The sequence below is a fragment of the Micromonospora arida genome (genome assembly GCF_042873195.1).
Lineage (GTDB): Bacteria > Actinomycetota > Actinomycetes > Mycobacteriales > Micromonosporaceae > Micromonospora > Micromonospora arida.
Genome location: NZ_JBIALC010000015.1, coordinates 35,403 through 61,504, shown reverse-complemented (window position 1 = coordinate 61,504; position 26,102 = coordinate 35,403). Strand labels below are relative to the sequence as shown.

General features: G+C 67.8%; 26 protein-coding genes and 1 pseudogene. 15 read left to right on the top strand and 12 right to left on the bottom strand.

What is annotated here, in order from left to right; all coding sequences use genetic code 11:
- Positions 1-74: 74 nt before the first annotated feature.
- The 4 genes from ACFYP0_RS29895 to ACFYP0_RS29880 all read right to left on the bottom strand — a co-directional run bounded on the left by ACFYP0_RS29895 (position 75) and on the right by ACFYP0_RS29880 (position 5,106).
- Complete coding sequence (locus ACFYP0_RS29895; RefSeq protein ID WP_386998335.1) at positions 75-1,220, bottom strand: hypothetical protein; 1,146 nt, start codon at positions 1,218-1,220, stop codon at positions 75-77.
- A complete protein-coding gene (locus tag ACFYP0_RS29890) occupies positions 1,217-1,789 on the bottom strand; it encodes an RNA polymerase sigma factor (RefSeq protein WP_124858721.1) in 573 nt (190 codons plus the stop codon). Before ACFYP0_RS29890 ends, ACFYP0_RS29895 begins: the two co-directional genes overlap by 4 nt.
- Positions 1,790-2,178: 389 nt before the next feature.
- On the bottom strand, positions 2,179-2,661 hold the full coding sequence (locus tag ACFYP0_RS29885; protein WP_124858722.1) for a hypothetical protein: 483 nt from the start codon (positions 2,659-2,661) through the stop codon (positions 2,179-2,181).
- 1,122 nt (positions 2,662-3,783) lie between these two features.
- The gene (locus tag ACFYP0_RS29880; protein WP_356979792.1) at positions 3,784-5,106 is read right to left on the bottom strand and encodes a lipase family protein; all 1,323 of its coding nucleotides are present in this window, start codon (positions 5,104-5,106) and stop codon (positions 3,784-3,786) included.
- A gap of 529 nt (positions 5,107-5,635) precedes the next feature.
- Here ACFYP0_RS29880 and ACFYP0_RS29875 point away from each other — a divergent pair.
- Positions 5,636-6,187 (top strand): TetR/AcrR family transcriptional regulator, encoded by a 552-nt coding sequence (locus ACFYP0_RS29875; RefSeq protein ID WP_357009615.1) that lies wholly within the window; start codon positions 5,636-5,638, stop codon positions 6,185-6,187.
- Positions 6,188-6,614: 427 nt separating this feature from the next.
- Positions 6,615-7,763 carry a glycoside hydrolase domain-containing protein gene (locus ACFYP0_RS29870; RefSeq protein ID WP_356979796.1) on the top strand — a complete coding sequence of 383 codons (1,149 nt, stop codon included), beginning with the start codon at positions 6,615-6,617 and terminating at the stop codon, positions 7,761-7,763.
- A 257-nt stretch (positions 7,764-8,020) separates the two neighbouring features.
- Here the strand turns inward: ACFYP0_RS29870 and ACFYP0_RS29865 are convergent, their stop codons facing one another.
- The gene (locus ACFYP0_RS29865) at positions 8,021-8,530 is read right to left on the bottom strand and encodes a hypothetical protein (RefSeq protein WP_124858726.1); all 510 of its coding nucleotides are present in this window, start codon (positions 8,528-8,530) and stop codon (positions 8,021-8,023) included.
- A 16-nt stretch (positions 8,531-8,546) separates the two neighbouring features.
- On the bottom strand, positions 8,547-8,825 hold the full coding sequence (locus ACFYP0_RS29860) for a hypothetical protein (RefSeq protein WP_386998334.1): 279 nt from the start codon (positions 8,823-8,825) through the stop codon (positions 8,547-8,549).
- On the opposite strand from ACFYP0_RS29860, the gene ACFYP0_RS29855 reads away from it, so the two are divergent.
- From ACFYP0_RS29855 to ACFYP0_RS29825, 7 genes are all read left to right on the top strand, one after another.
- Positions 8,824-9,063: a hypothetical protein gene (locus ACFYP0_RS29855; RefSeq protein WP_124858728.1), complete on the top strand. Its 240-nt coding sequence runs from the start codon at positions 8,824-8,826 to the stop codon at positions 9,061-9,063. The genes ACFYP0_RS29860 and ACFYP0_RS29855 overlap by 2 nt on opposite strands.
- Positions 9,064-9,214: 151 nt before the next feature.
- Positions 9,215-10,303 carry an epoxide hydrolase family protein gene (locus ACFYP0_RS29850; protein ID WP_386998333.1) on the top strand — a complete coding sequence of 363 codons (1,089 nt, stop codon included), beginning with the start codon at positions 9,215-9,217 and terminating at the stop codon, positions 10,301-10,303.
- 211 nt (positions 10,304-10,514) lie between these two features.
- A complete protein-coding gene (locus tag ACFYP0_RS29845) occupies positions 10,515-11,504 on the top strand; it encodes a hypothetical protein (protein WP_386998332.1) in 990 nt (329 codons plus the stop codon).
- Positions 11,505-11,921: 417 nt separating this feature from the next.
- The gene (locus ACFYP0_RS29840; RefSeq protein ID WP_386998331.1) at positions 11,922-12,629 is read left to right on the top strand and encodes an SDR family oxidoreductase; all 708 of its coding nucleotides are present in this window, start codon (positions 11,922-11,924) and stop codon (positions 12,627-12,629) included.
- 506 nt (positions 12,630-13,135) lie between these two features.
- Positions 13,136-13,723, top strand: a complete 588-nt coding sequence (locus ACFYP0_RS29835; RefSeq protein WP_386998330.1) for an aspartyl/asparaginyl beta-hydroxylase domain-containing protein — start codon at positions 13,136-13,138, stop codon at positions 13,721-13,723.
- 191 nt (positions 13,724-13,914) lie between these two features.
- Entirely contained in the window at positions 13,915-14,052 is a 138-nt protein-coding gene (locus ACFYP0_RS29830) for a hypothetical protein (protein WP_386998329.1), read from the top strand.
- The gene (locus ACFYP0_RS29825) at positions 14,033-14,353 is read left to right on the top strand and encodes a hypothetical protein (RefSeq protein ID WP_386998328.1); all 321 of its coding nucleotides are present in this window, start codon (positions 14,033-14,035) and stop codon (positions 14,351-14,353) included. The genes ACFYP0_RS29830 and ACFYP0_RS29825 overlap by 20 nt, the downstream gene beginning before the upstream one ends.
- 511 nt (positions 14,354-14,864) lie before the next feature.
- On the opposite strand, the gene ACFYP0_RS29820 is transcribed toward ACFYP0_RS29825, so the two are convergent.
- A complete protein-coding gene (locus ACFYP0_RS29820; protein ID WP_386998327.1) occupies positions 14,865-15,902 on the bottom strand; it encodes a DUF808 domain-containing protein in 1,038 nt (345 codons plus the stop codon).
- Positions 15,903-16,424: 522 nt separating this feature from the next.
- Positions 16,425-16,571 (bottom strand): annotated as a pseudogene (locus ACFYP0_RS29815) (transposase); the annotation flags it as partial.
- Between ACFYP0_RS29815 and ACFYP0_RS29810 the strand changes: the two are divergent.
- The 4 genes from ACFYP0_RS29810 (at position 16,524) to ACFYP0_RS29795 (ending at position 19,595) form a co-directional block, all read left to right on the top strand.
- Positions 16,524-16,859: a transposase domain-containing protein gene (locus tag ACFYP0_RS29810; RefSeq protein WP_386998326.1), complete on the top strand. Its 336-nt coding sequence runs from the start codon at positions 16,524-16,526 to the stop codon at positions 16,857-16,859. The pseudogene ACFYP0_RS29815 and the gene ACFYP0_RS29810 sit on opposite strands and share 48 nt — an antisense overlap.
- On the top strand, positions 16,760-17,347 hold the full coding sequence (locus ACFYP0_RS29805; protein WP_386998325.1) for an ArsR/SmtB family transcription factor: 588 nt from the start codon (positions 16,760-16,762) through the stop codon (positions 17,345-17,347). The genes ACFYP0_RS29810 and ACFYP0_RS29805 overlap by 100 nt, the downstream gene beginning before the upstream one ends.
- Positions 17,344-18,615, top strand: a complete 1,272-nt coding sequence (locus ACFYP0_RS29800; RefSeq protein WP_386998324.1) for an MFS transporter — start codon at positions 17,344-17,346, stop codon at positions 18,613-18,615. The genes ACFYP0_RS29805 and ACFYP0_RS29800 overlap by 4 nt, the downstream gene beginning before the upstream one ends.
- A 416-nt stretch (positions 18,616-19,031) precedes the next feature.
- Positions 19,032-19,595: a GNAT family N-acetyltransferase gene (locus ACFYP0_RS29795; RefSeq protein ID WP_386998323.1), complete on the top strand. Its 564-nt coding sequence runs from the start codon at positions 19,032-19,034 to the stop codon at positions 19,593-19,595.
- A gap of 70 nt (positions 19,596-19,665) precedes the next feature.
- Here the strand turns inward: ACFYP0_RS29795 and ACFYP0_RS29790 are convergent, their stop codons facing one another.
- From ACFYP0_RS29790 to ACFYP0_RS29780, 3 genes are all read right to left on the bottom strand, one after another.
- Positions 19,666-19,842 carry a dihydrofolate reductase family protein gene (locus ACFYP0_RS29790; RefSeq protein WP_386998322.1) on the bottom strand — a complete coding sequence of 59 codons (177 nt, stop codon included), beginning with the start codon at positions 19,840-19,842 and terminating at the stop codon, positions 19,666-19,668.
- A 555-nt stretch (positions 19,843-20,397) separates the two neighbouring features.
- Positions 20,398-23,358: a hypothetical protein gene (locus ACFYP0_RS29785; RefSeq protein ID WP_386998321.1), complete on the bottom strand. Its 2,961-nt coding sequence runs from the start codon at positions 23,356-23,358 to the stop codon at positions 20,398-20,400.
- 170 nt (positions 23,359-23,528) lie between these two features.
- Positions 23,529-23,852: a cupin domain-containing protein gene (locus ACFYP0_RS29780; protein ID WP_386998320.1), complete on the bottom strand. Its 324-nt coding sequence runs from the start codon at positions 23,850-23,852 to the stop codon at positions 23,529-23,531.
- A 71-nt stretch (positions 23,853-23,923) separates the two neighbouring features.
- On the opposite strand from ACFYP0_RS29780, the gene ACFYP0_RS29775 reads away from it, so the two are divergent.
- Positions 23,924-24,883: a helix-turn-helix domain-containing protein gene (locus ACFYP0_RS29775; protein WP_386998319.1), complete on the top strand. Its 960-nt coding sequence runs from the start codon at positions 23,924-23,926 to the stop codon at positions 24,881-24,883.
- Positions 24,884-24,992: 109 nt separating this feature from the next.
- Here the strand turns inward: ACFYP0_RS29775 and ACFYP0_RS29770 are convergent, their stop codons facing one another.
- A complete protein-coding gene (locus ACFYP0_RS29770; RefSeq protein WP_386998318.1) occupies positions 24,993-25,556 on the bottom strand; it encodes a CGNR zinc finger domain-containing protein in 564 nt (187 codons plus the stop codon).
- A gap of 89 nt (positions 25,557-25,645) precedes the next feature.
- On the opposite strand from ACFYP0_RS29770, the gene ACFYP0_RS29765 reads away from it, so the two are divergent.
- Positions 25,646-26,095, top strand: a complete 450-nt coding sequence (locus ACFYP0_RS29765; RefSeq protein WP_355498325.1) for a VOC family protein — start codon at positions 25,646-25,648, stop codon at positions 26,093-26,095.
- The last annotated feature ends 7 nt before the right edge of the window (positions 26,096-26,102 follow it).

Sequence of the window (26,102 nt, the reverse complement as noted above, 5' to 3'; positions counted from 1 at the left end):
GGCCCGCACCGTTATCGAACGCCGGGCGCGTTACGCCCCGTCTGCCGCAATGCTGGTGGGTGGGAGTTCCCGGCCTACAGGTCGGCCTTTGTCACGCGGGAGGATTCGTACGTCGTGGAGGCCGTGGGGAGGCCCGGCACGGTGGAGACGTCCTTGACCAGCATGCCGGTCGTGGCGTCGATGGTCAGCACCTCGCTGCTGACGCCGCCGAACACCTCGGGGCCGGCGGTGATCGTCAGGGTGGCCTTGCCGTGGGTGGTCGAGTTCTTGACGCTGACCGCGGAGATGGTGGACAGCAGACGCAGCACACCGGACCGGACCTGCGTGTTGCCGTCGCCAGCGGACAGCGCTTGGGTGCTGTACGTCCACAGGGCGTTGTCGAAGTGTCGCTGAACGGCCTGGGGGCTGTACGGCTTCGGCTCGGCGTTGCCGCCCTTCTGCTTGATGATCACCTGGGCGTCCGCCTGCTGCTTGTCCCACACCGCCTTCTGCGCCGCGGGGTCGAGGCCCACCAGCGGATCCTTGGCTGCCTTGAGCATCTGAGTCCGGCCGTCGGCCGGGCTGCTGTCCGCCGCGGCGACGGCTGCCTTGAGGAGCGGAGCGTAGCCGCCGTCGGTCATCTGGTCCTGGTGACGGGCGATCGCACGCTTGATGTCCTTCACGCTGTTGCCCGTATAGATCGCGTGACCGTCGGTGTACAGCGTGTAGACGACCTGCATGGTCTTGGTGCCGTTGACCTGCGTCGCCTTCACCAGCCACGCGTCGCCCGCCGCCGGGGTGACCGTCTTGATGGACCCGGCCAGGGTCATCAGCGGTGCGCGCTCGGCGGAGCCGTCGACGGCGGTCGAGCCCGAGGTGGCGGCTGACGAATCCTTGCTGGCCTCGATGCCCCCGGTCGCCGGTGAGTTGAGCACCACAGCGACGACTGCCGCCGCGGCGGCAACCCCCACCCCGGCGCCGATGCCCAATCGGCCCGCGATACCGATCCGGCGGCGGCGCTGAAGCGCCGGGCTGGATTCGTGGTCCCGCGTGGTTGTTGTCGTTTCCATGGTTGAAGTCGCCTCCATAGTCGTTTCCTCCGGTGATATCGCGCCCAGCAGCCGCACGGTTCCGGGGTCGGCCATAGCCGCCCGCAGCACCGCCCGCGCCCGCTGATACGCCTCCGGGCGCAGTGGTTCTGCGCTGCCCAACGAACCGACCAGATCGAGCTCGTCGGTCATCGGTGTCTCTCCTTCGCGCTGTTGCGGTCCTTCAGAAGCGCGGACACCCCCGGGGCGTCGCGCAATGCCGCCCTGGCCTGGCTCAGCAGCCGCCGCGCGGTGCCGGCCGGTATGCCGAGTGCCCGCGCGGCGTCGGCCGCGGTCAGGTCCTCCCAGGCGACGAGCCTCAGGACCTCCCGCTCTTCGGGTTTGAGCCGCGTCAGGGCCGACCGGAGCACCGCCCGGGCGTCCACGCCGAGGTCCACCGCCGACCACGGATCCCATCCAGTAGCCACGTCCGGCACGTCCGCGACCAGGTCCTCGGCCGGCCGGGACCGCCAGTAGCGCCGCAGACGATTCAATGCCACCCCGTACAGCCACGGCCGCGCATCGCTGTACGACCGGTCGTACGATCGCCGCGACTCGAACGCCGCAACCCAAACCTCGCCCAGGAGGTCCTCAGCCGCATCCCGTCCAGCCCGGCGAACGAGGTACGAACCGACGGCGGCCTCATGACGCTCGACCACCTCCACGAAGGCGTCGACATCGCCATCCAGCGACCGGCCAATCAAATCCGCATCCGAAGCCATGGCCCTCCTCGGCAAAGTCCGCGCTTCACCCTGACATTGCCGATCAGGCGGGAAAGTGTTCAGGCGCCGAGGTCCGACGGCAAGCGGTCGCCCAAGAGCGACCTCTCGTCGCGTCATGAGCGGCTGCGGCGCGGTCAGCGTTGGGCCCAAGTGTGGCGCCCAGGCCAGGGGCGGGGGTCGAAATCGAGAGGTAGAGGCAGCGTCGCGGCAGCGAGGCTGCCAGCCCACATCGGCAGTCTCCCGGCCGTCTCAGGGCTGGATCTGGTTCTCGACGGGGCTGCGGGCGCGGTGGGTCGGGCCAGAAACGGCGAGGCCGTCGCTTCGGGTTGCATGGACGGCGAGGAGATCCGCGCCGTCGAACCGCCAGGCGCTGCGGTACGACGAACGCCTCAAGCCGCACGGCGGCCGTCGAAGGCGTTGTCCGGTGGTACGACCGTCACATCACGTCCACCAGGCAAGGGGCATTCCGCCACTACCTGCAGCGGTACTGAATGCTCGCGTCGCACCTGCCGGACCTGCCGCATGAACCGGTAGCCGATCCCGAGAACCCCACCGAAGCCGATCACCACCGCGTACGACCAGGCACCGTCGCCCCCGGTCAGCTCGCCGAATTGGTTCGCCAGGAATCCGACGAACGTGGCCATGGCCAAACCGGTAACCGCGGCCACGGCGCGCAGGTCGGGGACCACCGCCGCAAAGGCACCAGCTGCCACAGCGACAACGAGTACCCGCCCTGGCATCTCCGACCGCGAGAACATCGCCGCCGCCGCAAGGCACGCGGCCATCATCGCCGTCCAGCCGATCGCAACGCTGACGCCCGTCGGCGTCTGCTGCGCGCCCCGTGCTTCCCACAGACTGCGATCCACCGCCATGGCAGTCCTCCGGCGACCGTGCGGACCCGCGCATCGGGTCCACTTTCCGCCATCTCATTCCGCTGGCCGGCCACCGTCGACGGCTTTTACGCACCCGTTACGACTACCCGCCGATTCTTGACACGGCCATAACGGCAGCCACTCGGCCACGCGGCTTCTCCGAGGTAGGCACACCTCGCAGGCGCGGTTGGTCCTGAGCGCCGGGAAAGCCTGTTCGGCATCGGTCTTGACTGACGAGAACCGGGCGGCGGCGATCCTCACCGCTCGGACACATGGCATCCCTACGTGCTCGCCTCGCTGGCGGTGTTGCGACGCTACGGGTGCGGCCTACGCAGTCATACGAGCCGGTCGGCGCCGGCGCCAGGATGCGCGTATCGGCAGACACGAGCCTCCGCAAGCACGATTCGTTGCGGGACTTGCGGTTTCTGACGGCAAGCTGGCGTATCGGCGGCGTCAATTTCCGGCCGGCCTCCGTATCAGCGGTGTGAAGATCCTTGTGGCGCACACCCCCTACGCGATGTGCTCGTTGTCGGAAGGACGAGGTGAGAGGAACGACGGTGGCCGGATTGACTTGGCGCACCCAGGTGGGCTTGTACGAGCCCAGCCGTAGTGGACGGGCGACCGGTGCGGTCCAGACAGGGCATCGCCGTCCCCCACATGCGGGCAGCGCAGGTCGCCAGCTGCTCTCGACGCCTCCACCCGTCGAGCGGCGGGTTCGGCCGGTTCGGCTTCGAACCCGCCGCACTTCTTTTTTCAAGGGAGCACGAACCAACAGCTGACAGCACACCGGCGTTGGCCACCTACCGCGAGAAGCTGGAATCCACGCGCGCGAGTTCGCCTGAGGACGCGGTCATCGTGGCCTGGCCAGTCGGCTCGCTGTCCCTCTTCGCCGTGGGCCTACACCGTCGGCAGGACCACCATCCATCCGCGCTGGTGCGCGGCGGCGTCAGCAGCAGGTCACGCTCCCAGCCGGGCACCTCCGCAGGCCGGCCGCCGTGGTTCGGTCGGTCACGATCTCGCGGTACGGAACGCGAGCAGAACCGCGACTATGGTCCTGCTCGCGTTCGTGGCCGTCGAGCACCCCCGCGTCGGATTTCCGGCGCTGGGGCGTCGATCGCCCCGCTACGGCAGCAGGGGCAGGATGGAGCAGTTGGAGACAGCCGGCCAGCCGGCCAGGCGGTGGGTAAGCCAGTCCACGGCCGTGGACTGGTCGGTGAGCAAAGGCCCGAAGTGGTTGAGCAGCGCGCTGCTGCCCTTGGGCAGGTTGATCGGGTCATAGACGACCTTGCCGCCGAGGCCGCACCAGTCGACGGCCATCGTGCGTGCCTGTGCGTGCGGCACGAGGTTGTCGTTGACACCGGTGGCGACGCGCACGATGCCGGTGGGCTTACGCGTGCCGATGAGTTGGTCGTTGATGAACGCACGCAGGACGGGTTCGGCTCCGATGATCTCGGCCAGGGACTCGCCGTTGGTGGTCCAGGTCGAGGAGCGTGTTCCGGCGTACGTGATGATCGCGTCGCCGACGCACATGGTTGACATGTCGTGGAGCGCGGCGCGGCCGTTGTCGCTGAAGTACCGGTCGATCAGTGGGCGAATTTCCGGCTTCGCCTGCAGGAAGCCGTTCACCGACCAACCGAGCGCACCCAGTAGTTCACTGCCGTCGATTGCGGCGGTCACGTCGGCCAGGTTGGCCGGCGGGGCACCCGCGTAGGTGGCCTTGAGTGCGACGTCGGGCGCGTAGGTCGCCTGGAGTTCGGCTGCTGAGGCGACTGCACCGCCGCCCTGGCTGTAGCCGTAGAGGCCTACGGGCGCCTGTGCGGTGATTTTGGTGTTCGGGAGCGCCTTGGCCGCCCGCGCGGCGTCGAGTACGGCGTGGCCGCTGTCGATCCGGTTGACGTAGGTATGCAGTCGGTCGGTCGTGCCGAGTCCGACGTAGTCGGTCTGCACGACCGCGATGCCCTTGGCGAGGAGCCGGTACATGGCGAGGATCTCGTAGCCGACCGAGACGGTGCTCTGTTCCTTGCCGATCCCCAGGACGAGACCCCGCTGCAGGGCCAGTGATGTGGAGCACTGGTCGCCCTGGCCCATCGTGCCCGGCGCGAGGACCACCAGCGGTCTCGGTCCCACCCCCAGCCAGGGTGCGGCGGGTTCGAGGTAGGCGCCAGTGACGGCGACGGGGCTGCCGGTGGAGTCGGTGGACTTGTACATGATCCGGATGGCGCTGCCCGGCATGCTGGAGTTGATACCCGGCAGGTTCAGGGCCAGTGCGAGCGGTTCGGTGCGGATCAGTCCTCCGTTGGCTGCCGGTAGGTTGGCCGGCGGCGTGTAGAAGGCGGGGATGGTGATGCCGCGCGAGGTATCGGCCTGAGCGGGGATCGCCCCGAGGCCGACGCTGGCGAGGGTTCCGGCGAGCAGCGTGGCGGAAACGCGGGTGCGTAACGACATGTGCGCCCTTTCTCGTGTCACCGCGGACTTGGCTGCATCGATGCGAGCGGCGGTTACCGGACGGTAGGCGGGAGAACCGAGAACCTCCAGAGGGGCGGCTTATCACTACGGCGTCCACGATTCGAGCCATGTTCCGGAGGGCTCACTCACGTGGGCATGCAACCCGGAGCAGTGTGTGCTCCGGTGTGACTGGACGACGCAGCCGCCGGCTCTGCCCGGAGCGGCTGCAACCCGTCGGCGTCGTGGGCAGTGCGCAGGATGGTGGTCACCGTCGCGGCGCCTCGTGCCAGGCGGCCGTCATCGAACGCGGCGTCGAGTGCGGACACCCAGTCGGCGTCCACCGCCTCGAGGCGGTCGGGTTGAGCGGCACCAACATCACAGCCAGCCGACTGCGGGCACCTCGGCGCCCCGGGCGCGTGGGGTTGTCCGGCAGGCGCGGGCGCAACCAGCAGCGCAGAAACTGGTACCGACAAGCCAAATCGTGTGACATCATCATTACCGATCGGTAACATGAGCCGCTTCGAGGAGCATGTTGGTGCTGTACGGATCGCCGCCGTCACGTCGCCGAGACGCCCTGCGTAACCGTGCCGCCATCGTCCAGGCCGCGAGCGACCTGATGACCGGCGTCCGTTCGGGACCGCCGATGCCCGAGATCGCCCGCCGGGCGGGCGTGGGACAGGCCACCATTTACCGACACTTCCCTGACCGGCGCGCCCTCGCCGAGGCGGTGGTCACCTACCAGGTCGACCGGCTCGAGATCGTCGCAGCGACCGTCGATCATCCGGCGGCGTTCCGCGCGCTGCTGCTGGAGGTGCTGCGCAGGCAAGTTGCGATGCGTTCGCTCGTGCCGCTCGCCCTCAAGCTTGAGCAGGGCAGCCGTAACCGCCTCCAGCACCGAGTCATCGCCGCGCTCACCGGGCCGCTGCGCCGCGCGCAGGCCTGCGGGCATGTACGCGCCGACCTCACACCGGCCGACCTGGCGTTGTTGTTCGCGATGGTGCACGGCGCGACCGAGGCCGGCGTTGCAGCCGAACGTTCGGTGGACCTGCTGCTGGACGGCGTGTTCTGCAGTCCGGCGTGAAGGTCGGGCGCTCGGACCGGCTGCGGCTGAGGTCGAGGGGATGGACGTCCCGGCTCAAACGATCGGCGTAGAGCCGTCTCGTCGGGCAACGCCCGCAAGTCGGTATCGGGGCGTCAGAAGTCGTCGTCGCCACGTTCGCGCAGCATGCCAGCTCCCGCGCGTACGCCACCAGTCTGGCCGAGAACTACGTGGGCCCGCCCCTCAGCTGACCTCGGCGCCGGCTCTGCGGCGGCCCTCTATTGCTACTCATCGATTCGTGGTAGAAATCTTTCGCACTGCCCGTTCCCAGGCAATAATTTCTTCAGACGGAGGCAATGTGAGAGTCACTGCTGGGTGGCTGGCGAGTCTCACCGTTGCCGCAGTAATCGTGGCGCCCGCCGAGTCGATTGCTGTGGCCGCGACACCCACACAAGCATCGACTGCAGTGGTGCCGCTGGCCACCGGCCCGCAACCCGGCACCTTCACCGGCCGGGGATTCGATACCTGCGCCGCTCCGTCACAGACCACGATGAACGCGTGGCGGACCAGTTCGCCCTACGGCGCGGTCGGCATCTACATCAGCGGGGCGAGCCGCTCCTGTTCCCAGCCGAACCTCACCGCAAGCTGGGTGGCCAACCAGACCAGCAACGGATGGCGGCTGATCCCCATCGAACTGGGTTACCAGGCACCGTGCGGCACCCGCACGCCGAAGATGTCCGCCGATCCCACCACCGCCCGGTCGCAAGGCGTCTCCGCGGCCAACAGCGCCGCGAATGCCGCCCAGGCACTGGGCATCGGCACTGCGAGCACCATCTACAACGACATCGAGCAGTACCCGTCGAACGCGTCGTGCCGCGCCGCCGTGCTGTCGTTCCTGTCCGGTTGGACCGAGCAGTTGCACGTACGGGGCTACCTCGCCGGCATGTACTCCAGCGGTTCGTCCGGCATCAAGGACGTCTGCGAGGCATACGACAACCCGAGCTACGCGCGACTCGACCAGATCTGGATCGCCTGGTGGAACGGGGTGGCTGACACGGACGCCGGAAGTTACTGCGCCGATGCCTACTACGCGGACCAGCAGCGCGTGCACCAGTACGCCGGGGAGGTCACCGAGACGTGGGGTGGCGTCACGATGAAGATCGACCGCAACTACCTCGACGTGAGGGTCACGCAAACCCCGCCGCAGCAGTGGACCACGACCATCGACAACAGCGCCTCGGGCGGGTTCACCGCGAGCACTGCATGGGGCACGTCGGCCTACTCCGGCCAACGGTTCGGCACCGACTACCGGTTTACCAGTCCGGTGTCGTCCAGCGACGTCGCCTGGTTCCGGTCGACCATCCCGGCGACCGGAAGCTATGAGATCTCAGTTTGGTACCCGGCCGACCCGGGCTACAACAACCAGACGCCATACCTTGTGGAGACCACCACAGGCAGCAGGTCCGTCTCCGTCAATCAGCGGGTCAATGGCGGTAGGTGGGTCTCGATCGGCGTCTTCACCCTGGCTGCGGGCACGGGCAACAAGGTCGGCGTGAGTCGCTGGACCAGCGGCACCGGACTCGTGGTCGCCGACGCGGTGCGGATCACCCGGGTCTGAATCTCGCAACTGCCGAGTGCACCCCTATCCGGTGGCCTGGCCGCGAAGGGTGAAGGCCCAGTTGATGGCGCCTTCAATCTTGTCGGTCAAATCGAGGATGTCAGGGACCGCGCCCAGAACGGTGACCTCGACCAAGGCGCCATCGCGGCCAAACCGGCGGTGGTACTCGTCGTAGGGGTAGTCCGCGATTTGGGATCGGAGCCGACTGGCGTTGGTGTTGTCCGCTGAGATGGGCCCGGTCGCGCGCCGAACGCCGGTCAGAGCAGTGTCAGCTCGAAGCACCCCCACCCGTCGCCGGCCTGCGCGACGAGCTTCCACGTTCCGGCGGCCGGCAACGGGATGCCGCTGGGGTACATCGCCTGCCCGGCGTCGTTGGTCGCCAGAGAGCCGGCGCTGTAGGTCTCGGTGCGGCCGCCGGAGGTCGCGGTCACGGTGAGCGCGGCGTTGAGCTGGGGGCTGGCCGGCAGCCAGAACAGCTTGCCCAGGTCGGGGCCGAGGTCAGGATGCCATTGCCTGCGGTACTCGACGAAGTCCCCGGCGATGAAGTCGCCCGAGCGCACCAGCGTGGCGTCGCCGGGCACCACGACGCACTCGCGCCGGGCGCTGCCGGGCAGGCTCTGCTGGAAGGCCGGCACCGGCGGCGACGCGGCCGGCGACGACGGCACCGCCGCCGACCCGGCCGGCGAGGCCGGGCCGGCGGCGGGCGGGGCTGGTGCAGTACACCCGCAGAGCACCAGTGCCACGACGAACAGCGGGATTGCTCGCACAGCGTTGCCTCTCTCCTCAGGCGGCCGGGTTCCAGATCGAGACCCGGCCGCTCCAACAGGCCATGAGCGTCGCGGTCGTGATGCATTTCGTCGGCGGGGAGGCGGCCCGGCCCAGCACGTGCACCGCGGTACCGTCGGGCGGCAGGACCAGCGGAGGCTTCAACGGTGGCGCAGCTTCGGCCCCGCCCGCGAACGCCAGCACGCCGACGGCCACCAGGGCCGGGAGCCAGCGCCTCGTCCCGGGCGGGGCAGGGTCGGCGGTGGCGTCCAGGTCGATCACGGCGGCGGACGGCATGCGGTCAGCGTCTCACGAACCGGATGTGTTGGACCCGCTGCGGCATTTGCGAGCACCACCCTCGACGGAAGCCGAGCGGCCGATCGGTGAGGTGACGCTGCTGGCCGTCACCGCGGTCTGGCTCGTGCTGCTCGGGTTCGGTGCGCTCGTCCTACGCCGAGAGCTGGAGCTACTCACCGACCGGGTCGACAGCACCGACTACAAGATCCGCGTCTACGACGGGCACCCGGAAGGCTGACCCACTCCAGCCGTGGACGGTCCCCCGAGTGTCCGCACGCCTCGGCGATTCACTCGGTCACTGACCCCGTTGCTGTACACAAGCAGAAAGGCCACCCGCCTGCCCATTCGGGCGGCTGCCGAGCGACTCCTTGCGATGGAATCATGATCGGATGACGCCCTTCCACATCGATGTGCCCGAAGCCGTCCTGGACGACCTGCGGGCTCGGCTGTCGCGGACAAGGCTCGCGCCAGCCGCCCCAGGAGAGCCGTGGGCCGCCGGGACCGACCCTGGGTACCTGGCAGGTCTGGTGCGGTACTGGCTCGATGGATTCGACTGGCGTGCGGTCGAGCGTGCCCTCAATCGGTACCCTCAGTTCGTCACCACGGTCCGAGGCACGCCAGTCCACTTCGTTCATGTTCGCTCGGCGGCGCCCGACGCCACGGCGCTGATCCTGACCCATGGCTGGCCCAGCACGTACACGGAGATGCTGCCCCTGGTGCCCCGGCTCGCATACTTCGACCTCGTCATACCGAGCCTGCCCGGCTTCGTCTTCTCCGGTCCACTCGCCGAGGGCCCGACGACCGAGGCGGCTGTCGCGGACGTGTGGGCTGAGCTGATGACCCGTTTGGGCTACGACCGCTTCGGCGCCTACGGTGGCGATATCGGGTCCGGCGTGTCGACGTGGCTCGGCGCCCGCCACGCAGATCGGGTCATCGGGGTCTTCTCGCAGCACATCAAGTTCCCGCCAGCGGACCGCAGGGGCGACCTCAGCCCAGCCGAGGAGGCGTTCATCGCCATGCTCGACGCGAAGGCCCAAGATGACTGGGGCTACGGAATCCTCCAGGAAACACGGCCCGACACCCTTGCGGCCGCGCTGAGCGACTCGCCGTCCGGACTGGCCGCATGGATCATCGAGAAGTACCAGCGCTGGAGCGACTGTGGCGGCGACATCTCCCGCCGGTTCGGCTTCGACGAGCTGCTGACCACCGTGATGCTGTACTGGGTCACCAACTGCATCGGCACGTCCTTCCGGCCTTACCGTGACGACCGCCTGGCCCCACATCTGCCAATGGTCGCCGTGCCCGCCGGTATCACGGCCAGCGTGGAGGACGCCGGCCTGCCCCGGTCGTTCGCCGAACGCACCTACGCCAACCTCACCCACTGGCACGAGCCCGGGGTCGGCGGCCACTTCTTCGCCCAGGAAGAGCCCGACCTGCTCGCTGCCGACCTGCGCGCCTTCTTCAGCGCGCTGCGCTAATCCACGAGCTCAACCGGCGGCACCGCTGCTGGTCCTGGTCAGTGTGCAAGGCCGGCCTGGATCGCCAGGATGGCGGGTCGTACCCGGTCGCGACTGCCGGTCTGGCAGCACGTTGGTCACGTGGGTCATCCACAGACCCCCACCCGACTGTCCAGGGTCGACGACCATCCCGGAGCTCAGGACCTGCACGTGGGCCATAAGATCCACGTCTATGGTCCGCGCCACACCTCCGCGTCCTCTGGACATCGCGGCACTCTTCCCTGAACTGCGGGAACATTCCATCACCGCTACCCGCCTGCATCCCCGACCGGGCGCTCCGACCATCACGGACAGTTCGGTCGGCGGACCGCTGCTATGGCCGGCCGACGAGGTATGGCCGGTCTGCGACGACGCCGGGGCGCACGAGCCATGGAACCTGACGACCCCGGCCGCCCTGCACCGCAGGCGGAATATCCTCGCGACCGCAGAAGCTCGGGAGCCGCTGCCGGGCGGAGACTTCTTGAATGCGGAGGAGCGGGCCGAGCTCGATGCGGCCGACGCTTTGGACCTGGACGACCTGATCGAGGATTCCATCCCGTTGGTTCCAGTCGCGCAGCTGTACCGACGCGATATCCCGGACTACGTCGGTCCGGACGGCACCGACTTGCTCCAGATGCTGTGGTGCCCTGTGGACCACTCGGACCGGCACTACAGCCCTCGCGTATTTCTCTACTGGCGCGACAGTTCCGCCGTCGGCCCGCTGCTCGAAGCGCCTCCCGTGCCGCCGGTGATCAGTGACATGTACCTGCCGCTTCCGTGCGTGGTGCACCCGGAGCAGGTCCGCGAGTACCAATACGCCGACCTGCTCCCCGATGACCTACGCGAGCGGCTCGACGAGTGGGATGACGACGAAGACGAGAGCCGTCCCCACTATCAGAGCGACTTGTCGCTGGCGCCGGGATGGAAGGTCGGCGGGTACGCGAACTGGTCACTGACCGATCCGTACCCGATGGACTGTGCTGCCTGCGGCACCACGATGACCTTGATTCTCACGGTCGGCTCCAGCGACTGGAACGGCATGCATTGCAGCTGGCGCCCGTCCGAGGAAAATCCGACCGCGTCCCCAGACACCGTCGGAGTGCAGATCGGGCGCGGCTACTCGCTGTACACCTTCTGCTGCCCCGAATCAATCGACCATCCCCCGGCCACCGCTATGCAGTGACGCGGCATCCCTCCATGGCGTGCCGACAACCTGGTCGTCCGCTACGAAGCCCCATCCAACTCGCCGCCATCGACGAATGGCTGTGACGGACTTCAACACATGCCCTAGACCGGGGCACCGTTCGAGTGCAGTCACCGTCGGGCCACCGGTCGAACGGCTCGCTCACCGGCAGCGCGATCCCTTCGTGCCTCGGGAGCTCGGCTGGGTCGCGCTTCCCCGCTGTACCGCCGTCCGGCCGAGGATCTTAATCATCAGCTCTTGATCCGTTCGCGCGGTCGGTGACGTCCGATCCGCCCGACTGGGCGTTACCGGCCGCACCCCGGGTCGCCCTGAGCCGAGCGCTGCCGGCACGGGCGAGCGTGATTCACCTCGCACACGTTTGCCCCTGACGTCAACGTGAGGTTTTAGCGTGGCGATATGCAAATCAACGGCTCAACAGCTCTCGTGACCGGAGCTAACCGCGGCCTCGGCAAGGCCTTCGCCGAGGCCCTCCTCGCCCGGGGCGCCACCGTCTATGCGACCGCCCGTCGCCTGGAAAGCATCGACATCCCCGGCGCCATCGCGCTCCAGCTGGACATCACGGATCCCGCGTCCATCGAGGCCGCCGCAGGCAAGGTGGGCGAGCTCGACATCCTCATCAACAACGCCGGCACCTCCACTGAAGCCCCGCTGCTCGGCCCCTCCACGGAGAACATCCGCCGCGACCTCGACACCAACTTCTGGGGCACTCTCAACGTCACCCGCGCCTTCGCGCCCAGGCTGGCCGGTGGCGCCATCCTCAATGTCATCTCGGCGCTGAGCTGGTACACCTTCAGCCCCGGCAGCAACGGCTACGCCGCCTCGAAGGCAGCGGAGTGGTCGCTGACGAACGGCATCCGACTCGAGTTGGCCGACCAGAAGACTCTGGTCACCGCCCTGGCGCTGGCGATCGCCGACACGGACATGATGGCTGGCGTCGACATCCCCAAGCTCGCGCCCCACGAGGTGGTCGCCCAGGCCCTCGACGGACTGGAAGCAGGCAAGATCGAAGTCATCGCTGACAAGCCCACCGCCAACGTCAAGGCCTCCCTCTCCCGCGATCCCGCCGACTTCTACGCCGACATCACCGGCAAGCTCTTCGCCTGACTTCACCGGTAATCCGCCTGCCGGAGTAAGCGGCTTGGTCAACGGGCGTACGCCCGGCGGGCGGCCCGGATTCTCATGAAGCCGGGCCTCCGCCTGACCGCCGCAGGGGTGCGGACGGCGAGCGAAGCCCTGAAGATCGTGATCGACTTCGTGGTCTTGAAGCTGGCGCCTCCAAGGTGCGACCGAGGGCTCCGGGAGGTCACTGGTCCGGTGCGGTGTTTCCGGGCGTCGGGATCACGTCGAGCGCGCGGCCATGGGCTCGCCGGTCCAGGGTGATCGCGCTCGCGGTCTAGGTGCCGAATGTCGGCCGTGCCCGGGATCAGCAGAGTCGACGCGGAATCACGAGAAGGTCGCCGAGCACCGCAAGCCATTGATCCACGGCATGGACTTCACGCCGCGGCGCTCGTTGATAAGTCCTCGCCAGTTGAAGCCCTCGACGTCGGCAGCTAGCCCGCTTCCGCTGGCAGAACCGCGACGACTGAGCAGCTGATCGACTCAGCTGACTGATGGGGCATGAGCAGCATGGTGACCGACCGACGTCTGGTGGTCAACAACTCCCGCGCGCTCGGTCTCGGCACGACCTTCGGGCACGGTGGGATGCCATTCGAGATGAATGCCTTGCTCTGCCGCGTGAGACCTACCAGCCGTGGGTCCAGCGCGAGATGTACGGCCAGGGCTGGAGTGTCTATGGACTTGTCGCCTTCGGGGAGCGGATCGAGGAGGCGCTCGAGGCATGCCCGAACACTGCCTCCGCGTTGACGAAGATCCCTCACCTGACGACCGCTGGGTTCTCTCGGATGGCTCCTGGCACCCACATCAAGCCACATCAAGGATGGGTTACCACCGTTTACCGCGCGCATCTCGGACTCGTCGTGCCCCAGGACTGCGCGCTGCGAGTGGGCGACGAGACTCGACAGTGGCGCGAGGGTGAAACCGTCGTCTTCGACGACACCGTCACGCATGAGGCGTGGAACTACGGCAGTAGTGACCGCGTTGTGCTCCTGTTCGACTTCGTCCGCCCCGGCTGCGAGGACAGGCCGCAGGATGAACTGCCGGCCTCGGTGGCCGGCTTCGTGCGGCGCGGCGAGCCCTGACTACTTCGGCATCCGCTGGGAGGCCACACCGCACCGCTCAATCTCCATCACCGCAGGTCAAAGCCCGTTGCCTCCGTCCGGGCATCGGTGATCACTTGGGGCGCGGAGACGTCTTCGGCAGACCGGCTGACCTCACGAACGCAGCGATCTTGGCATGGGCGGACGTCACCCGAGTGATAACCGGAAGCACCATGGCTGACATCTTCGGGTTCGCCGAAAAGGTCACCAGCTCACGGCTGAGCCCATGGAACACGGTCACCCTATTCCGCTGGCCACTGGACGAGGCGCGCGCGCTCTACGATGGGCCGCATGTCGTCGGTCACGAATGACGCCCTGCTGGACTTGAGAAGAAGCTCGACGTACCGCGCCGGGATCTGGCTGGCCCGCGCGGCCAACCTCGCGCTGCTTCCGGTGGTTGTCTGGGGCATCGCCTCCGGGGCGCCGAATGTGCCCGCGCTGCCAGACTCGCTCTTCATGGCCGCCTGGGCGGCCGGGTGCGTGACACTCGTCCCGGCCATGGTGCTGTTCTACCGCTCCGGCATGCCCTTCGAACACAAGGTTGCCACCTGGGTCACCGACAAACGTGTTGGCAACGCAATCCTCCGGGACGTCTTCTGGCTTCGTCCCTGACAGGAAGGCCGTCCTCTTCAGGTTGGTCGGCACCGAGGTAGCTGTACGGGAGGCGGGCGTCGCGGCGGCCGGTGCAGCTGATCCGGCGGCGACGCGAGTCGTAGGAGAACCCGGCGGCGCGGAGTCGGGCGGTGAGGCGCTGCCCAGCGGGTCGCCCGTCAGGAAGCCGAATGCTGGACAGGCCCAGGTCGGCCACGAGCCGGCCGGCGGGAGTCAGCCAGCCCGCCGTCCGGGTCAGGACGGCGAGCTTGTCTCCGACGTAGTGCAGTCCGTGCAGACAGGTGATCAGATCGAACGTCCGCGTTGGGAACTCTTCGGTGGTGCCGAACGGGTCACCAGCCTGCCGTGCCCGGTCAGGACGCTGCCAGTGGGATCGGTGTCTCAGATGACGGAGCTGCTGCGGACCCCGGCCTGCCCGCGCGCAACGCTTCACATAGATCTGGAGCACGCCGACGCCGGTGTCTGGCAACGACTGCATGAGGCCTGTGGTCGAGTTGCGGCGATTTCGCGGTCATCCGCGCGGCGCTTGGTCCGCAGGAGCGTCGCGACGCCGAGCTGCACGGCTCCGCGGTGCGGGGATGGTGCCGTCAGCACGAGTCGTGGCCGCCGCAGTCGCTGCCGCAGCCTTGGATGTGCGGCGGTGGAGCGTGAGAGTCATGACCAGCACGACCAGCGCTCCGACGATCAGCCCGAGGATCGCGCTGGCCACCGTGTTGACGAGCCAGCCGACGAGCCCGCCGAGAACACCCGTGGCGTCGTGGGCGGCGACCTCCACGTGGTGCACGGCCTCGTACAGGAAGTGCAGGTTCAGCTCGTTCGTGCCTAGCAGCAGGATGTGCCCGCCCACCCACAGCATCGCCGCGGTGCCGACTACCGTCAGCACGGTGAGGACCACCGGCATCGCCCTCACCAGACCGCGGCCGAACGTGGCGACGGCGCCGGAACGTTGCGACAGGCGCAGCCCGGCGTCGTCCATCTTTACGATCAACGCCACCACGCCGTACACCAGGACGGTTATGACGACGGCGACGACAGCCAGGATCACCAGGCGGGACCAGAACGCCTGATCGATCACCTCGTTAAGGCTGATGACCATGATCTCCGCCGAGAGGATCAGGTCGGTTCGTACCGCCCCGGACACCAGTGTCGTCTCGTCCTGCACCTTCTCCTCGCCCGCGCCGGAGGCACCGTGATGGGCGATCTTGGCCCACACCTTCTCCGCGCCTTCGTAACAGAGGTAGGCGCCGCCGAGCATGAGGATCGGAGTGAGCAGCCAAGGCACGAACTGACTGAGCAGCAGCACCGCCGGCAGGATGATGAAGAACTTGTTGCGCAGCGACCCCACGGCAATGCGCTTGATAATCGGCAACTCGCGCTCGGCCGCCAGGCTCCGCACGTACTGCGGCGTGACGGCAGCATCGTCGACGACGACGCCCGCAGCCTTGGCGCCGGCCTTCGCGGCGGCCGCCCCGACGTCATCGATCGACGCGGCAGCGGCCCGGGCCAGCACCGCCACGTCATCCAGCAGGGCTACGAGTCCACCGGCCAAGGGAGGGTCCTTCCAGGGTTGAGCAGAGTTCGAACTGGCCCATTCTCGCTCAGGTCCCTGCGCGCGGCACGCCGCCGCCCGGCCGTATGTCAGGCGAGAGCTCAGGTGAGCGACTATCGCGCTCGGCCGACGGCCCGCCACCACCGCGCCCGGGTCATCACCTGGCGCCAGTTCAGGCCGAACCCGTCCGCCGCAGTCACCGTTAGCCAGGGTCGGCGTAGATGCGTTTCGGTCGCTGTCTGGGTCGGCCGCGGATGCCCTTGATCGGCGGGATCTTGTCGACCAGGGCAGTAGTTGGGTGACGTCGTGGGGTTGCCGCCGGTCAGGGACACGGCGAGTGGGATGCCGCCCCCGTCGGTGATGACGCGGTGTTTCGAGCCTGGCTTGCGGCGGTTGACCGGGCTCGGACCTGTTTTGGGCCGCCCCTTGAGCACCCGAACATACGTGCCGTCGATCACCGCCGGGAGATATCCCACTGCCCGGCGGCCCGGAGTTGCCCAGCAGGACCTCGTGCAGTTGGTGCCGGACGCCGGCGTCGTTCCAGTCCCGCAACCTGCGCCAACAGGTCATGCCTGAGCCGAACCCCAACTCCTGGGGCAGGTGCTCATAGGGGATCGCGGTATGCAGAACGCACAAGATCCCCCGCCCAACAACCTTGCGGTCCGCCAGGTCTGGGCCAGACTCGTCTCTGGCCTCGGCGGTCCCGCCGTGGCCGCTCAGACGTCATCGGCTCTGGCCCAGGCCCGCCGCCGGATCGGCGTCACGCCGTTGGCTGCCCTGTTCACCCCATTCGCTGGCCCTGCCGTCGCCCCAGCCGAACGGTGGCGGGGGTCCGGTGCTGCGGGTAGATTCGGAACATGTCTTCCACATCTGTCACAGATGTCGAAGGGCTGCGTGCGCTGGCTCATCCCGCGCGGCTCCGGATCCTGGATCTGCTCCGCGTCCACGACCGGCTGACCGCCTCTGAATGCGCGGCGCAGCTCGGACTCTCTCCCAAGTCCTGCTCCTACCACTTGCACGTGCTCGCCAAACAGGGCCTAGTGGAGCAGGGCTCTCCACTTGCCGAAGACACCCGGCAGCGACCCTGGCAACGCCGCTTCGACGAGGTACGGATGCCCCTTCCCGGAAAGACCGGTGGCGCGGACTCCGACAACGCCCGCACGAACGCGATGGGCGCGGCGGCCCGGCACGACCTCAGGCTCTTTCTGAGCTTTCTGGCGTCACCGCAGGCAGGGAGCGACGACTGGGCATCGAGTACCACCGTGCACACCCGGACCGTCCTCATGACACCCGCCGAACTCAAAGCCTGGGGTGAGGCGGTCGAGGACATCACCCGCTGCCACGTGGAGAAGGCGAGCCGGACCCGCCGCGACGGGCGCGGCCCGGTCCGGCTGGCCGTGCGTGGCTTCGCGCAGACCGCACCAGGGACGGGGACTGCGGAATGACCGGTAACGAGACGACCGGCCTGCGCCGCTACGCCGGAGTGGTCGCGAACCGGCAGATTCTGGCGGCCCTGATCGGCGCACTCGTCGCACGGCTCGCACAGACGATGTCACCGCTGCTCATCCTGCTGCTGGCCAACCAGCGGTACGGCGGGTTCGCCATTGCGGGTGCGGCCGCCGCCACCTACGGACTCTGCGCGAGCCTGAGCGGGCCGCTGATCGCCCGACTGGCCGAGCGCTACGGCAACCTCGTCCTACTGATCGCCGGGATCCTGAGCAGCACAGGCCTGTTAGTCATCGTCCTGCCGTGGCAGTCGTGGAACTTCTGGGCCGGTGTCGTGTTGGCCGGTGCGGCGATCCCGCCGCTGAGCGCAACGCTGCGAGCCACGATCGCGACTACCATCGAAGACCCGCAGGAACGCATCGCCGCGTACGGCCTGGACACTGTGGGCACTGAAGTGCTGTTCGTACTGGGGCCTGCCCTCGTCGGGCTGGTCGTGGCCTTGAGCAGCCCAGCGGCTGCCCTGGCCGGGACCGCTCTGCTCCCGGTTGCCGGTGCCACCACCCTGCTGATCCAGCAGCGTCGCGTCCCGTCGCCGGAGTCGTCGCCGGACGCGCCGGAGCAGGCTGCGGACCGCCGGATGCTGATCCGGCTCTCCCCGTGGCTGGGCGTGGCGGCGGTCCAGATGGCCGCGATCGGTCTTGTGGAGGTCGCGCTGATCGCGGTCGCGGTCACGTTCAGTTCCTCGGCCGCCAGCGGGGCAGTGCTCGCAACGTGGGCGGCGGGCAGTGTTGTGGGTGGATTGTGGTACGGGTCGCGGTCGTGGCGCGCGCCGGTGCGCCGGCAGGTACGGCTGCTGCTGCTCGGCAGCGCTGCCGGGTTCGCCCTGCTGCTCGCCGCCCGGTCCGCTCCGGCCCTGTACCCGCTGGCGTTCCTCGCCGGAGTATTCATCACCCCGGCGGCAGCGGCCCTGCTGACCGATCTGAGCGAGAACCTGACGGGCGGGCATCGGCTGACCGCGTTCGCCTGGCTGGCGTCCGCGAACGGGCTGGCCGGATCGTTGGCCTACGCCGCGGGCGGAGTGCTGGTCACCGGCGCTGGGCCGTGGGCGACGATCGCCGTCGCCGCCACCCTTCCCGCGCTCGCGGCACTACTGTTCCGAAGCCGTGGTACAGATCCTGGACTTCCACAGTGGACCTCTCAGAGTCAAGGACAAACAACTAAAAATGATCAGCATCCCGTGTCGTTTGAAAAGAACCGCAGTGGTTGATATGCAACCCCAACGTCATGGCCTCACGGGGGAGGTGCCAAATGTGCCAGCGACGGGCAGAATTCCACGAACTCGGCATATCGGCTCGCTACGCCGAGCACGACGCCCTTGCATAATCACCGGTTCGGTGATCAACTTTTCTTGTAGCTGAGCGCTGACATGTCCCAGCGGCGACGCTCGGGAAGCCTTCCGGACCGGCCACAACGCCTTCCGGCGCCGCCTGTCGCGTATGGATCGAGGTCACCTCCGGCCCTGCGGATGATCGAGCACCCGGGATGGCCAGGCGCTGCCGACCAGCGCAGCGTCTGCGCAGGTCGGCTGCGGGCCGCCGGTCCGTGCATCCGCTCCACGAACGCCGACGCGAAGCCAGTAGGGGCCTCGGGAGACACAGAACCGGGAGACTGATACTGGGCGGCATGGTCGAACTGGCACTGCCGATCCGTACCGAACGACTGGTCCTGCGGGCGTATCGGCCCGACGACGTGGACGCCCTGCTCGCGTATTACAGCGATCCGCTCGTCGCCCGGTACATCCCGTGGGAGCCGTGGTCGCGGGAGTTCGCCGACAAGATCGTTACCCGGCGGCTCGGCAGCACCGCAATCACCGGACCGGAAGCCCGCTTTGCGGTCGTGGCGGAGCATGCGGGCAAGGTCGTCGGCGACGTGATCCTCTGGCCGGCCGACGACACGCTCTCGCGCGGCGAAATGGGCTGGGCCTTTCACCCGGCAGTCGCCGGTCATGGGTTCGCCACCGAGGCGGTCCGCGCGGTCATCGGTGTGGCGTTCGCGCACTACGGCATGCACCGCGTCATCGCCCGCGTCGACGGGCGCAACAAGGCATCGGCGCGGCTCTGCGAGCGGGTGGGCATGACCCGGGAGGCACATCTGCGCCGCGACGAGTGGGCGAAGGGCGAATGGACCGACACCCTGATTTATGGACTGCTCACCGAGGAATGGCCGGCTTCCACGGAGCAAGCCTGATCACAAAGCCGGAAGTCTACGGTTGCGGCTGGCCGGTGACAGCAACGGCACGAACGACCACAGAGGTGGGTCACCCCGTCGCCGGCTTTGACTCACACGGGAGCGAGTTCCATCCAGGCGGTGCCGATCCATCCCCCAACCGAACCCCGGCGCCGAGCAACACCGGTGCCTGGTGCAGCCGCAGCTCGTCGAGCAGTCCTGCGGCGATGTCTTGCTGGACGATGCTGGCGCCAGCGGACGGGAACACATCACGGCCCTCGGCCGCGTCACTGGGCTCGCTTGACGGCGGATTCCAGCCCCTCGGCCACGAACGTAAATCCCCCGTCCTTCCCCGGGAGCGCCCTGGTGCTCCTGATGCCGACACTGGTAGTGGTGATCACCGCATCACTGCCCGTTGTGCCGAGGCGCGCCGCGAACCTGTGCCAGATGCAGGCCGTCATCGACGCAGCGGAGTCGGCGGTGCTGTCAGTCGCCGGTCCGAACCCTCGGGCGCTGGCTTTCTACCGCAACACCGCCTCTTTGCCGACGGGACGACCCAGGTGGCGGACGACGTACGGGAGATCCGCAGGTACGCAGGGCGAGGGTGCCGTCGCTATTGCCGTGACGCCGACGTTCGCCAGGTCGGTCAGGCGACTGTGGTGCAGCTATTACGTCCGGTTCGGTCGTTCAGTGCCCCGGTCATCACGGCACCCTCCTCAGCGGGCACCACGCCCGGTGGGTCAGGCCGGAAACACCTTGAGATCCCCCCGACCTTTTGCTGGTTCCGCCGGGCGTGAGGTACGCCCGGCGGAACCAGAGGTGTTTATCCGAGTGTGAAGCGGAAGAAGCGGGGGCGGTAGATGCCGGGGTCGCGGTAGTGGTCACCGTCGGGCGAGACGCTGGTGTCCATGCTGTTGACGTTGTACGACGCGATGAACGTGTCGCCAGAGCTGAACGCCGGGTGCACGTGGGCGTTGTACGAGATGACGTTCGGGTTCCAGTAGCTGCCGTATGGTCCGGGTTCGGGCATTCGGTAGACCGGGGTCTTCTGGGTGAAGGGACCGTAGGGTGAGCAGGACGTCCAGGCGTTGATCTGGCCGCTGAACGCCTGGGTGCTGTCCTGGCTGAGCAGCAGGAACTGTCCGCCCCAGGGGGTGACGCTGTATTCGTTGGCGATGCCGGTCAGCAGGTTGCGGGAGTTCTGCTCACGCATCGTCCAGCCCCACGGTGTGTGGTACTGCCAGGTACCGGTGGCGAGGTCGCTGCCGTAGACGCGGGCGATGCGCATCTGCTTGTTGATCGGCGAGTCGTCCACGCCGTAGACGTAGGTGTAGCCGTCGCCGCTGCGGCTGGCCGGCAGGAGCGCCGAGCCCCAGGCGACGCCGCTGGCCGAGGGTAGCTGTCGGACGCTGACCGGGGTTCGTAGGTTGGACAGGGCGAAGTTCGCCACCACGTTGCGGTTGAACCGCCAGTCCCAGGCGCCGGAGCCGAAGCGCTCGTATTCCTGGTACACCACCTGGAGTTGCCCGCCGGAGAGGTGACCGTCACCGACCCAGTACCACTTACCTGGCCCGGAGGGCGGCATCACTGCTCGCGGAGCCCCGGCAGTGCCGCCCTGGTAGGTGGTCAGGGTCCCACCGCTCTGCACCACGAATGTGTTGTTCACCAGCGGTGCGCTGACCGGTCGGGTGCCGTCGCCGTTGAGCGGTCCCATCCAGGTGTCGGAGAACAGCCAGACGATCCGACCGTCGGGCAGCTTCACCGAGTACGTGGAGTCACCGCCGGTCCAGCCGTCGCGCGTGCTGGCGGCGTACCGGTTGAACGTGCCCTCCGGCTCGACGGTGGTCTCCACGCTGCGCACCGACAGCGGGCGCAACACGCACGAGCGGCCGGTGAGTGGCAGCACGCTTTCCACGTGTGTGGAGAACGTCCTCGGGCTGCTGTCCGCGTCGGCGGAGTGGATGTCCAGTTCGGTCCAGGTGCTCACCAAGGTAGCGACCATGGGAAAGGCGAAGTTGGGCACCATGATCAGGCCACCGGCGTCGGGGTAAAGCACGGTCTGAATGCTCGGGTACTTCGCCAGCGTGCCGGTGCTGCCGGTCGGTGACCAGATGATGACCGCGGAGCTGCGGTTGGTGTCCTTGCTCGTATCGATCAGCAGCGTCGAGCAGTACCCGCAGGCCGGGTCACCGGAGTTCTTCACCGCCCGGAAGTCGTGATAGACGGCACCACCCTTACGCAGGATGTCCTGATACTCCACACGCGTGCCAGCAGATGTCGCGTGGCTCTTGCGAGCGGGTCTCGCACTGCCAAGGACGTCGCTGTCGGTGCCGTTCAGGGCGGAGATGTTGTCACGCCACAGTTTCGTATCGGTGTCCGTATACCCGTAGCTGCGCCACGCGTCCACCGTCGGGGCGGGGGCGGCGTTCGCCTTGGCCAGCCGATAGTTGGCGATGTGGTAGCCCAGCAGCATGTCCTTGAAGTTCAGGCCATAGCCCTGCGCGGCGTGCCGGATCGCCTCGATCGGCAGATGGTCGTGGTCCCGGATGCTTTCCCAGGTCCGCCGCACGAAACTCGGGTCGACCTGCTCCGTGAGATAGGCGGGCAGCAGGAACGCCCCGTATTGCGGGCCGCCACCCAGGCCACCCCACGAGTTGAGCGCTGAGCCCGGCATGCTGAGCACGTCGTAGACGTTGCGCGCATACTGCTCTTCCTCGCCGGGGATGGGCAGGTACGGCTCTCGGACGTAGGTCTGGTGGGCGGCCCACTCCGCGGTGGCCTCCATCCACCAGTTCATCGAACCGAACTCCTTGCTGCCAACATAATTGAAGACGAAGTCGACGGCTATGTCAGACTTGTCCCAGTACTGGTACTGCATGACGTGGAACAGCTCATGCCGGGGCAGGTAGTCCCAGTCGGTCTGCCCGTTCGGCACCAGGATGGTGGCCTGCTGATTGAGCCCGAACGGCAACACGAAAGGCGCGTCGATCGGGATGCCGAGCCCGCCGACGACAGGGATCTCGTCAACGCCGTAGACCAACACCCACGGCTTGCCGTCGCGCACCGGCAGCGGATAACCCATCTCGCGATACTCGTCGACAGCGATCGCGAGCGAATTCAGTAGGTGCTGGACGGCCTTGGCCCGGCCGTTCGAATGGTAGTCCGCCGGGATGCCCGGTCGGCCTGCTCCGGCGATGTTGAACAGGATGAGGAACTCGCCGGCGGATGCCCGGCAGCGGTAGGTGACACCGAGATAGTCGAACGGGTCGGCGGCGCAGTCGTCGTAGCCGGCCGCCGCAGGGGCGGCAGCCGGGGCGGCGACGTCCGGCGCGATCATCCTCGCCGCCTCGGGCTCAACGCCCGCCGCCAGCATCGAGAGGTAGGTCAGGTACCGCTGCGGGTCGCGGATGGCACCGGTCTGCCGTAGGTGGGCGGGCACCGCCCGGGGTGAGCGAAGCGCGGTGAGTCCGTACCGCACCGCGTCGTCCCGGGAGAGCTTGCCCCGGTGGTACGCCGAGAGGATCCGTTCGTTCGGTCCGAAGTCGGGCGGAGTGACTGCCTTGTGCGGCGCGATGCTGGGCGGGGCCTCCTCGAACGGCTTGGGCCTCGGGACCGGCGGGGTGATCAGTTCCGGCTCGGGGGTGTGCGGCGCTGGAGCGGCGCCAATGGCACGGCTGGCGGCTCGCGCGGTGTCTGGGTCGGGTGCCGCCTGCGCAGCGCCGCTGGTAGACACTGCCCCGGCCAGAACTACCGTCGCTATGACCAGAGCCAGGGTCTTCCTCATCTACCGCTCCTAGCTTGGAGGTTGTTGGACGTATCAAGTTGCACGTGCGGATTGAGGGAGCCTTGGTATGACACTGTGGACCGTTTCGACCCGATATAGACCGATCCTCCACCCTTGGGTCGCCGGCAGATCACGAGCCCGCTCTCCGACGGCGTGTTCGGAGTTGCCGGCTACATCGCGACGATGCTGATGCCGATCATTCGTGCGCCGGTCTCGGTACGCGGGCGGTGCGTGCTGCCCGGAGCAAACACCACGTAACTGCCCGGGCCCAGACGGTGGCCTCGATCGATGAACTCACCCGACACCACGTAGTAGCGTTCCTCGCCCTCGTGCACGTCCACCTCTGGCCACTCCGCGCCCGGGGCGAAGTCGTACATCCAGCCACGGGCCCGCTCGGTCGCCGGCAGGCGCCGCCGGATGATGCCGGGCACGACCTCGACGGGTTCCACCTCATCGACCTGCAGGATCTGCACATCATCAGATGCATTAGCCATGCAGTCATGATCGTCGTGTTCGCGCCGCACCGGCCAGTGTCTGCAATGACGTTGACAGGTACATTCCTGCCATGATCATTCATCGGGTGGTCGCCCTGGTTCTGCCGCCGCAGTCCACCTTCGAACTCGCCTGTGCCGCTGAGGTGTTCGGCGTGCGGCGCCCCGGTCTAACAGTCAATTACCGGTTCGACGTGTGTGCCGAGCAGCCGGGCATCGTGCCCACCATGGCTGGTTACGACATGGCGGTCACCAGCGGGCTGCACGCGCTCGAGACCGCGGACACTGTGGTGATTCCGGGTTGGCAACGCCGCGAGCAGGCCGCGCCGTCCGCCGTGATCGATGCGCTGCGGCGCGCTCACCGGCGCGGTGCCCGGATCGTCGCCATTTGCTCCGGCGCTTTCCTGCTCGCCCACGCCGGCCTGCTCGATCAGCGCAGGGCGACGACTCACTGGCGGATGGCGGCCGAGTTCGCCGCCCGATTTCCAGGCGTGCATGTCGAAGCCGACAGTCTGTACATCGACCTCGGCGACGTCGCGACAAGCGCGGGGACTGCGGCCGGAATCGACCTGTGCCTGCACCTGGTTCGCAATGACCACGGCGCCGCTCACGCCAACCAGATCGCCCGGCACATGGTCATGCCGCCACATCGCGAGGGCGGGCAGCTGCAGTACGCAGCAGCATCCCTGACCGCGCACACTCCGGTGTCCCTGGGTCCAGTGCTCGACTGGGCCACGGAGAGATTGCAAGATCCGCTCACCGTCACCGACCTCGCCAACCAGGCCAGAATGTCACCGCGTACGTTCGCCCGAAGATTCACCGCGCAACTGGGTATCAGCCCAGGACAGTGGCTGCTCCAGCAACGGATCACGGCTGCACGAGCGCTGTTGGAGGAGACCGATCTGCCGGTCGAGACAATCGCGACCAGAGTCGGCCTGTCCACGGCCACCAACCTGCGCCGCCGTTTCCGCACCACGGTGAACACCACACCAACCGCCTACCGCCGCTCCTTCGGCCGCGGCGGGAGCACGTAGACCGCAGGCCACCACACCTGGCCCAAGCTGCCCGTTCGGCACGTGGAGAGCGGGGGACCCTCGCGCCCGTGGCCCGTTGCAGCACCGCGATTTCGCAGGCCCTGGCGTATCAGACCGCCTCGCCATCCGAAGCGGCGTGCTTACGGCGGTCGTAGTGGCGCGCCACTCGCACCCGGTTTCCGCAGGAGTTGCCGCACCATTCGCGGTTGGGCCGGTCACGGAGGAACAGCAGTACGCATCCGGGCGCCGCACACGTACCCAGGTGGCCGGCGGCGACGAGGGCGACAGCGTCGGCGGCAACCTCGGCGATGGCACCGGTCATGGCCGCTGCTCCGTGTCGCGTCGTCAGTCGTGGCTCCGTATCGGCAAAGGCGAGCTCCTGCCAGCGCGGTGCCATTCGGGCGGCGGCGTTGAGGCTCTCGACGTCCGCTGCGGCGGGAATCTGGCTGGCCGAGACGGCACCAGCGATGGCACGGATGACAGTTCGGATGCCTCGGGCGGCAGCCAGCTCGGCGGAACCTACGGTGTTCAGCGCCTCGTTGTCGACCGGCACGGCGCACAGGAAGCTGACGCGGCCAAGCCAAGCGGCGAGATCCGCAGGTGTCTGAAGCTCATCACAGACCTCCCCGCGACGAGTGCGGACGGTATTGGCGAGCTCGATCGCAAGACGCACGAACTAATGATACCTGCCCCTTGTGGCCATTAGCTTCCCCTGTTAGCTTCTAACGGCCGCTGGTGAAACGACCATTAGGAAGGCTGCGAATGACCGATCAGAGCATCATCACGGGCCACGTCGGGTTGAACGTCACCGACCTTGACCGCTCGCTCGACTTCTACAGTCAGGCGCTCGACATTGAGGTCATCGGCCGCTCAGATGTCGACGGCCGGCGCTACGGCTTCCTCGGCCGCCACGACCTGCTCATGATCACACTCTGGCAGCAGAGTGGCTCGCCGTTCGCGGCTGACCGCGCCGGCCTGCATCACCTCTCGTTCCAGGTCGCCGACGTCCCCGCCCTGAACGAGGTCGAGCGCCGGCTGCGCGGGTTGGGTGCCGACATCCGCGACGACAACGGTGTGCCGGGTGAGCTAGCCGCCGCCGGGCAGCTGTTCTTCTACGACCCTGACGGCATCCGCCTTGAGGTGTACGCCTTCCAGCGTCCGCCCCGGCCGGCGACCGCCACCGGCGACGGCCCGCCGTGCGGCTTCTTCTAGGGGTATG

Excerpts from the sequence above, each read along its gene's own strand:
- ACFYP0_RS29855 (WP_124858728.1), top strand. The coding sequence starts at position 8,824 with ATGCGGTCAGCGTCTCACGAACCGGATGTGTTGGACCCGCTGCGGCAT.
- ACFYP0_RS29810 (WP_386998326.1), top strand. The coding sequence starts at position 16,524 with ATGCAGAACGCACAAGATCCCCCGCCCAACAACCTTGCGGTCCGCCAG.
- ACFYP0_RS29880 (WP_356979792.1), bottom strand. The coding sequence starts at position 5,106 with ATGTCGTTACGCACCCGCGTTTCCGCCACGCTGCTCGCCGGAACCCTC.
- ACFYP0_RS29780 (WP_386998320.1), bottom strand. The coding sequence starts at position 23,852 with ATGGCTAATGCATCTGATGATGTGCAGATCCTGCAGGTCGATGAGGTG.
- ACFYP0_RS29850 (WP_386998333.1), top strand. The coding sequence starts at position 9,215 with ATGACGCCCTTCCACATCGATGTGCCCGAAGCCGTCCTGGACGACCTG.
- ACFYP0_RS29845 (WP_386998332.1), top strand. The coding sequence starts at position 10,515 with ATGGTCCGCGCCACACCTCCGCGTCCTCTGGACATCGCGGCACTCTTC.
- ACFYP0_RS29890 (WP_124858721.1), bottom strand. The coding sequence starts at position 1,789 with ATGGCTTCGGATGCGGATTTGATTGGCCGGTCGCTGGATGGCGATGTC.
- ACFYP0_RS29775 (WP_386998319.1), top strand. The coding sequence starts at position 23,924 with ATGATCATTCATCGGGTGGTCGCCCTGGTTCTGCCGCCGCAGTCCACC.
- ACFYP0_RS29830 (WP_386998329.1), top strand. The coding sequence starts at position 13,915 with ATGGCTGACATCTTCGGGTTCGCCGAAAAGGTCACCAGCTCACGGCTG.
- ACFYP0_RS29795 (WP_386998323.1), top strand. The coding sequence starts at position 19,032 with ATGGTCGAACTGGCACTGCCGATCCGTACCGAACGACTGGTCCTGCGG.
- ACFYP0_RS29885 (WP_124858722.1), bottom strand. The coding sequence starts at position 2,661 with ATGGCGGTGGATCGCAGTCTGTGGGAAGCACGGGGCGCGCAGCAGACG.
- ACFYP0_RS29800 (WP_386998324.1), top strand. The coding sequence starts at position 17,344 with ATGACCGGTAACGAGACGACCGGCCTGCGCCGCTACGCCGGAGTGGTC.
- ACFYP0_RS29895 (WP_386998335.1), bottom strand. The coding sequence starts at position 1,220 with ATGACCGACGAGCTCGATCTGGTCGGTTCGTTGGGCAGCGCAGAACCA.
- ACFYP0_RS29825 (WP_386998328.1), top strand. The coding sequence starts at position 14,033 with ATGTCGTCGGTCACGAATGACGCCCTGCTGGACTTGAGAAGAAGCTCG.
- ACFYP0_RS29785 (WP_386998321.1), bottom strand. The coding sequence starts at position 23,358 with ATGAGGAAGACCCTGGCTCTGGTCATAGCGACGGTAGTTCTGGCCGGG.
- ACFYP0_RS29840 (WP_386998331.1), top strand. The coding sequence starts at position 11,922 with ATGCAAATCAACGGCTCAACAGCTCTCGTGACCGGAGCTAACCGCGGC.
- ACFYP0_RS29805 (WP_386998325.1), top strand. The coding sequence starts at position 16,760 with ATGTCTTCCACATCTGTCACAGATGTCGAAGGGCTGCGTGCGCTGGCT.
- ACFYP0_RS29765 (WP_355498325.1), top strand. The coding sequence starts at position 25,646 with ATGACCGATCAGAGCATCATCACGGGCCACGTCGGGTTGAACGTCACC.
- ACFYP0_RS29835 (WP_386998330.1), top strand. The coding sequence starts at position 13,136 with ATGGGGCATGAGCAGCATGGTGACCGACCGACGTCTGGTGGTCAACAA.
- ACFYP0_RS29860 (WP_386998334.1), bottom strand. The coding sequence starts at position 8,825 with ATGCCGTCCGCCGCCGTGATCGACCTGGACGCCACCGCCGACCCTGCC.
- ACFYP0_RS29875 (WP_357009615.1), top strand. The coding sequence starts at position 5,636 with ATGTTGGTGCTGTACGGATCGCCGCCGTCACGTCGCCGAGACGCCCTG.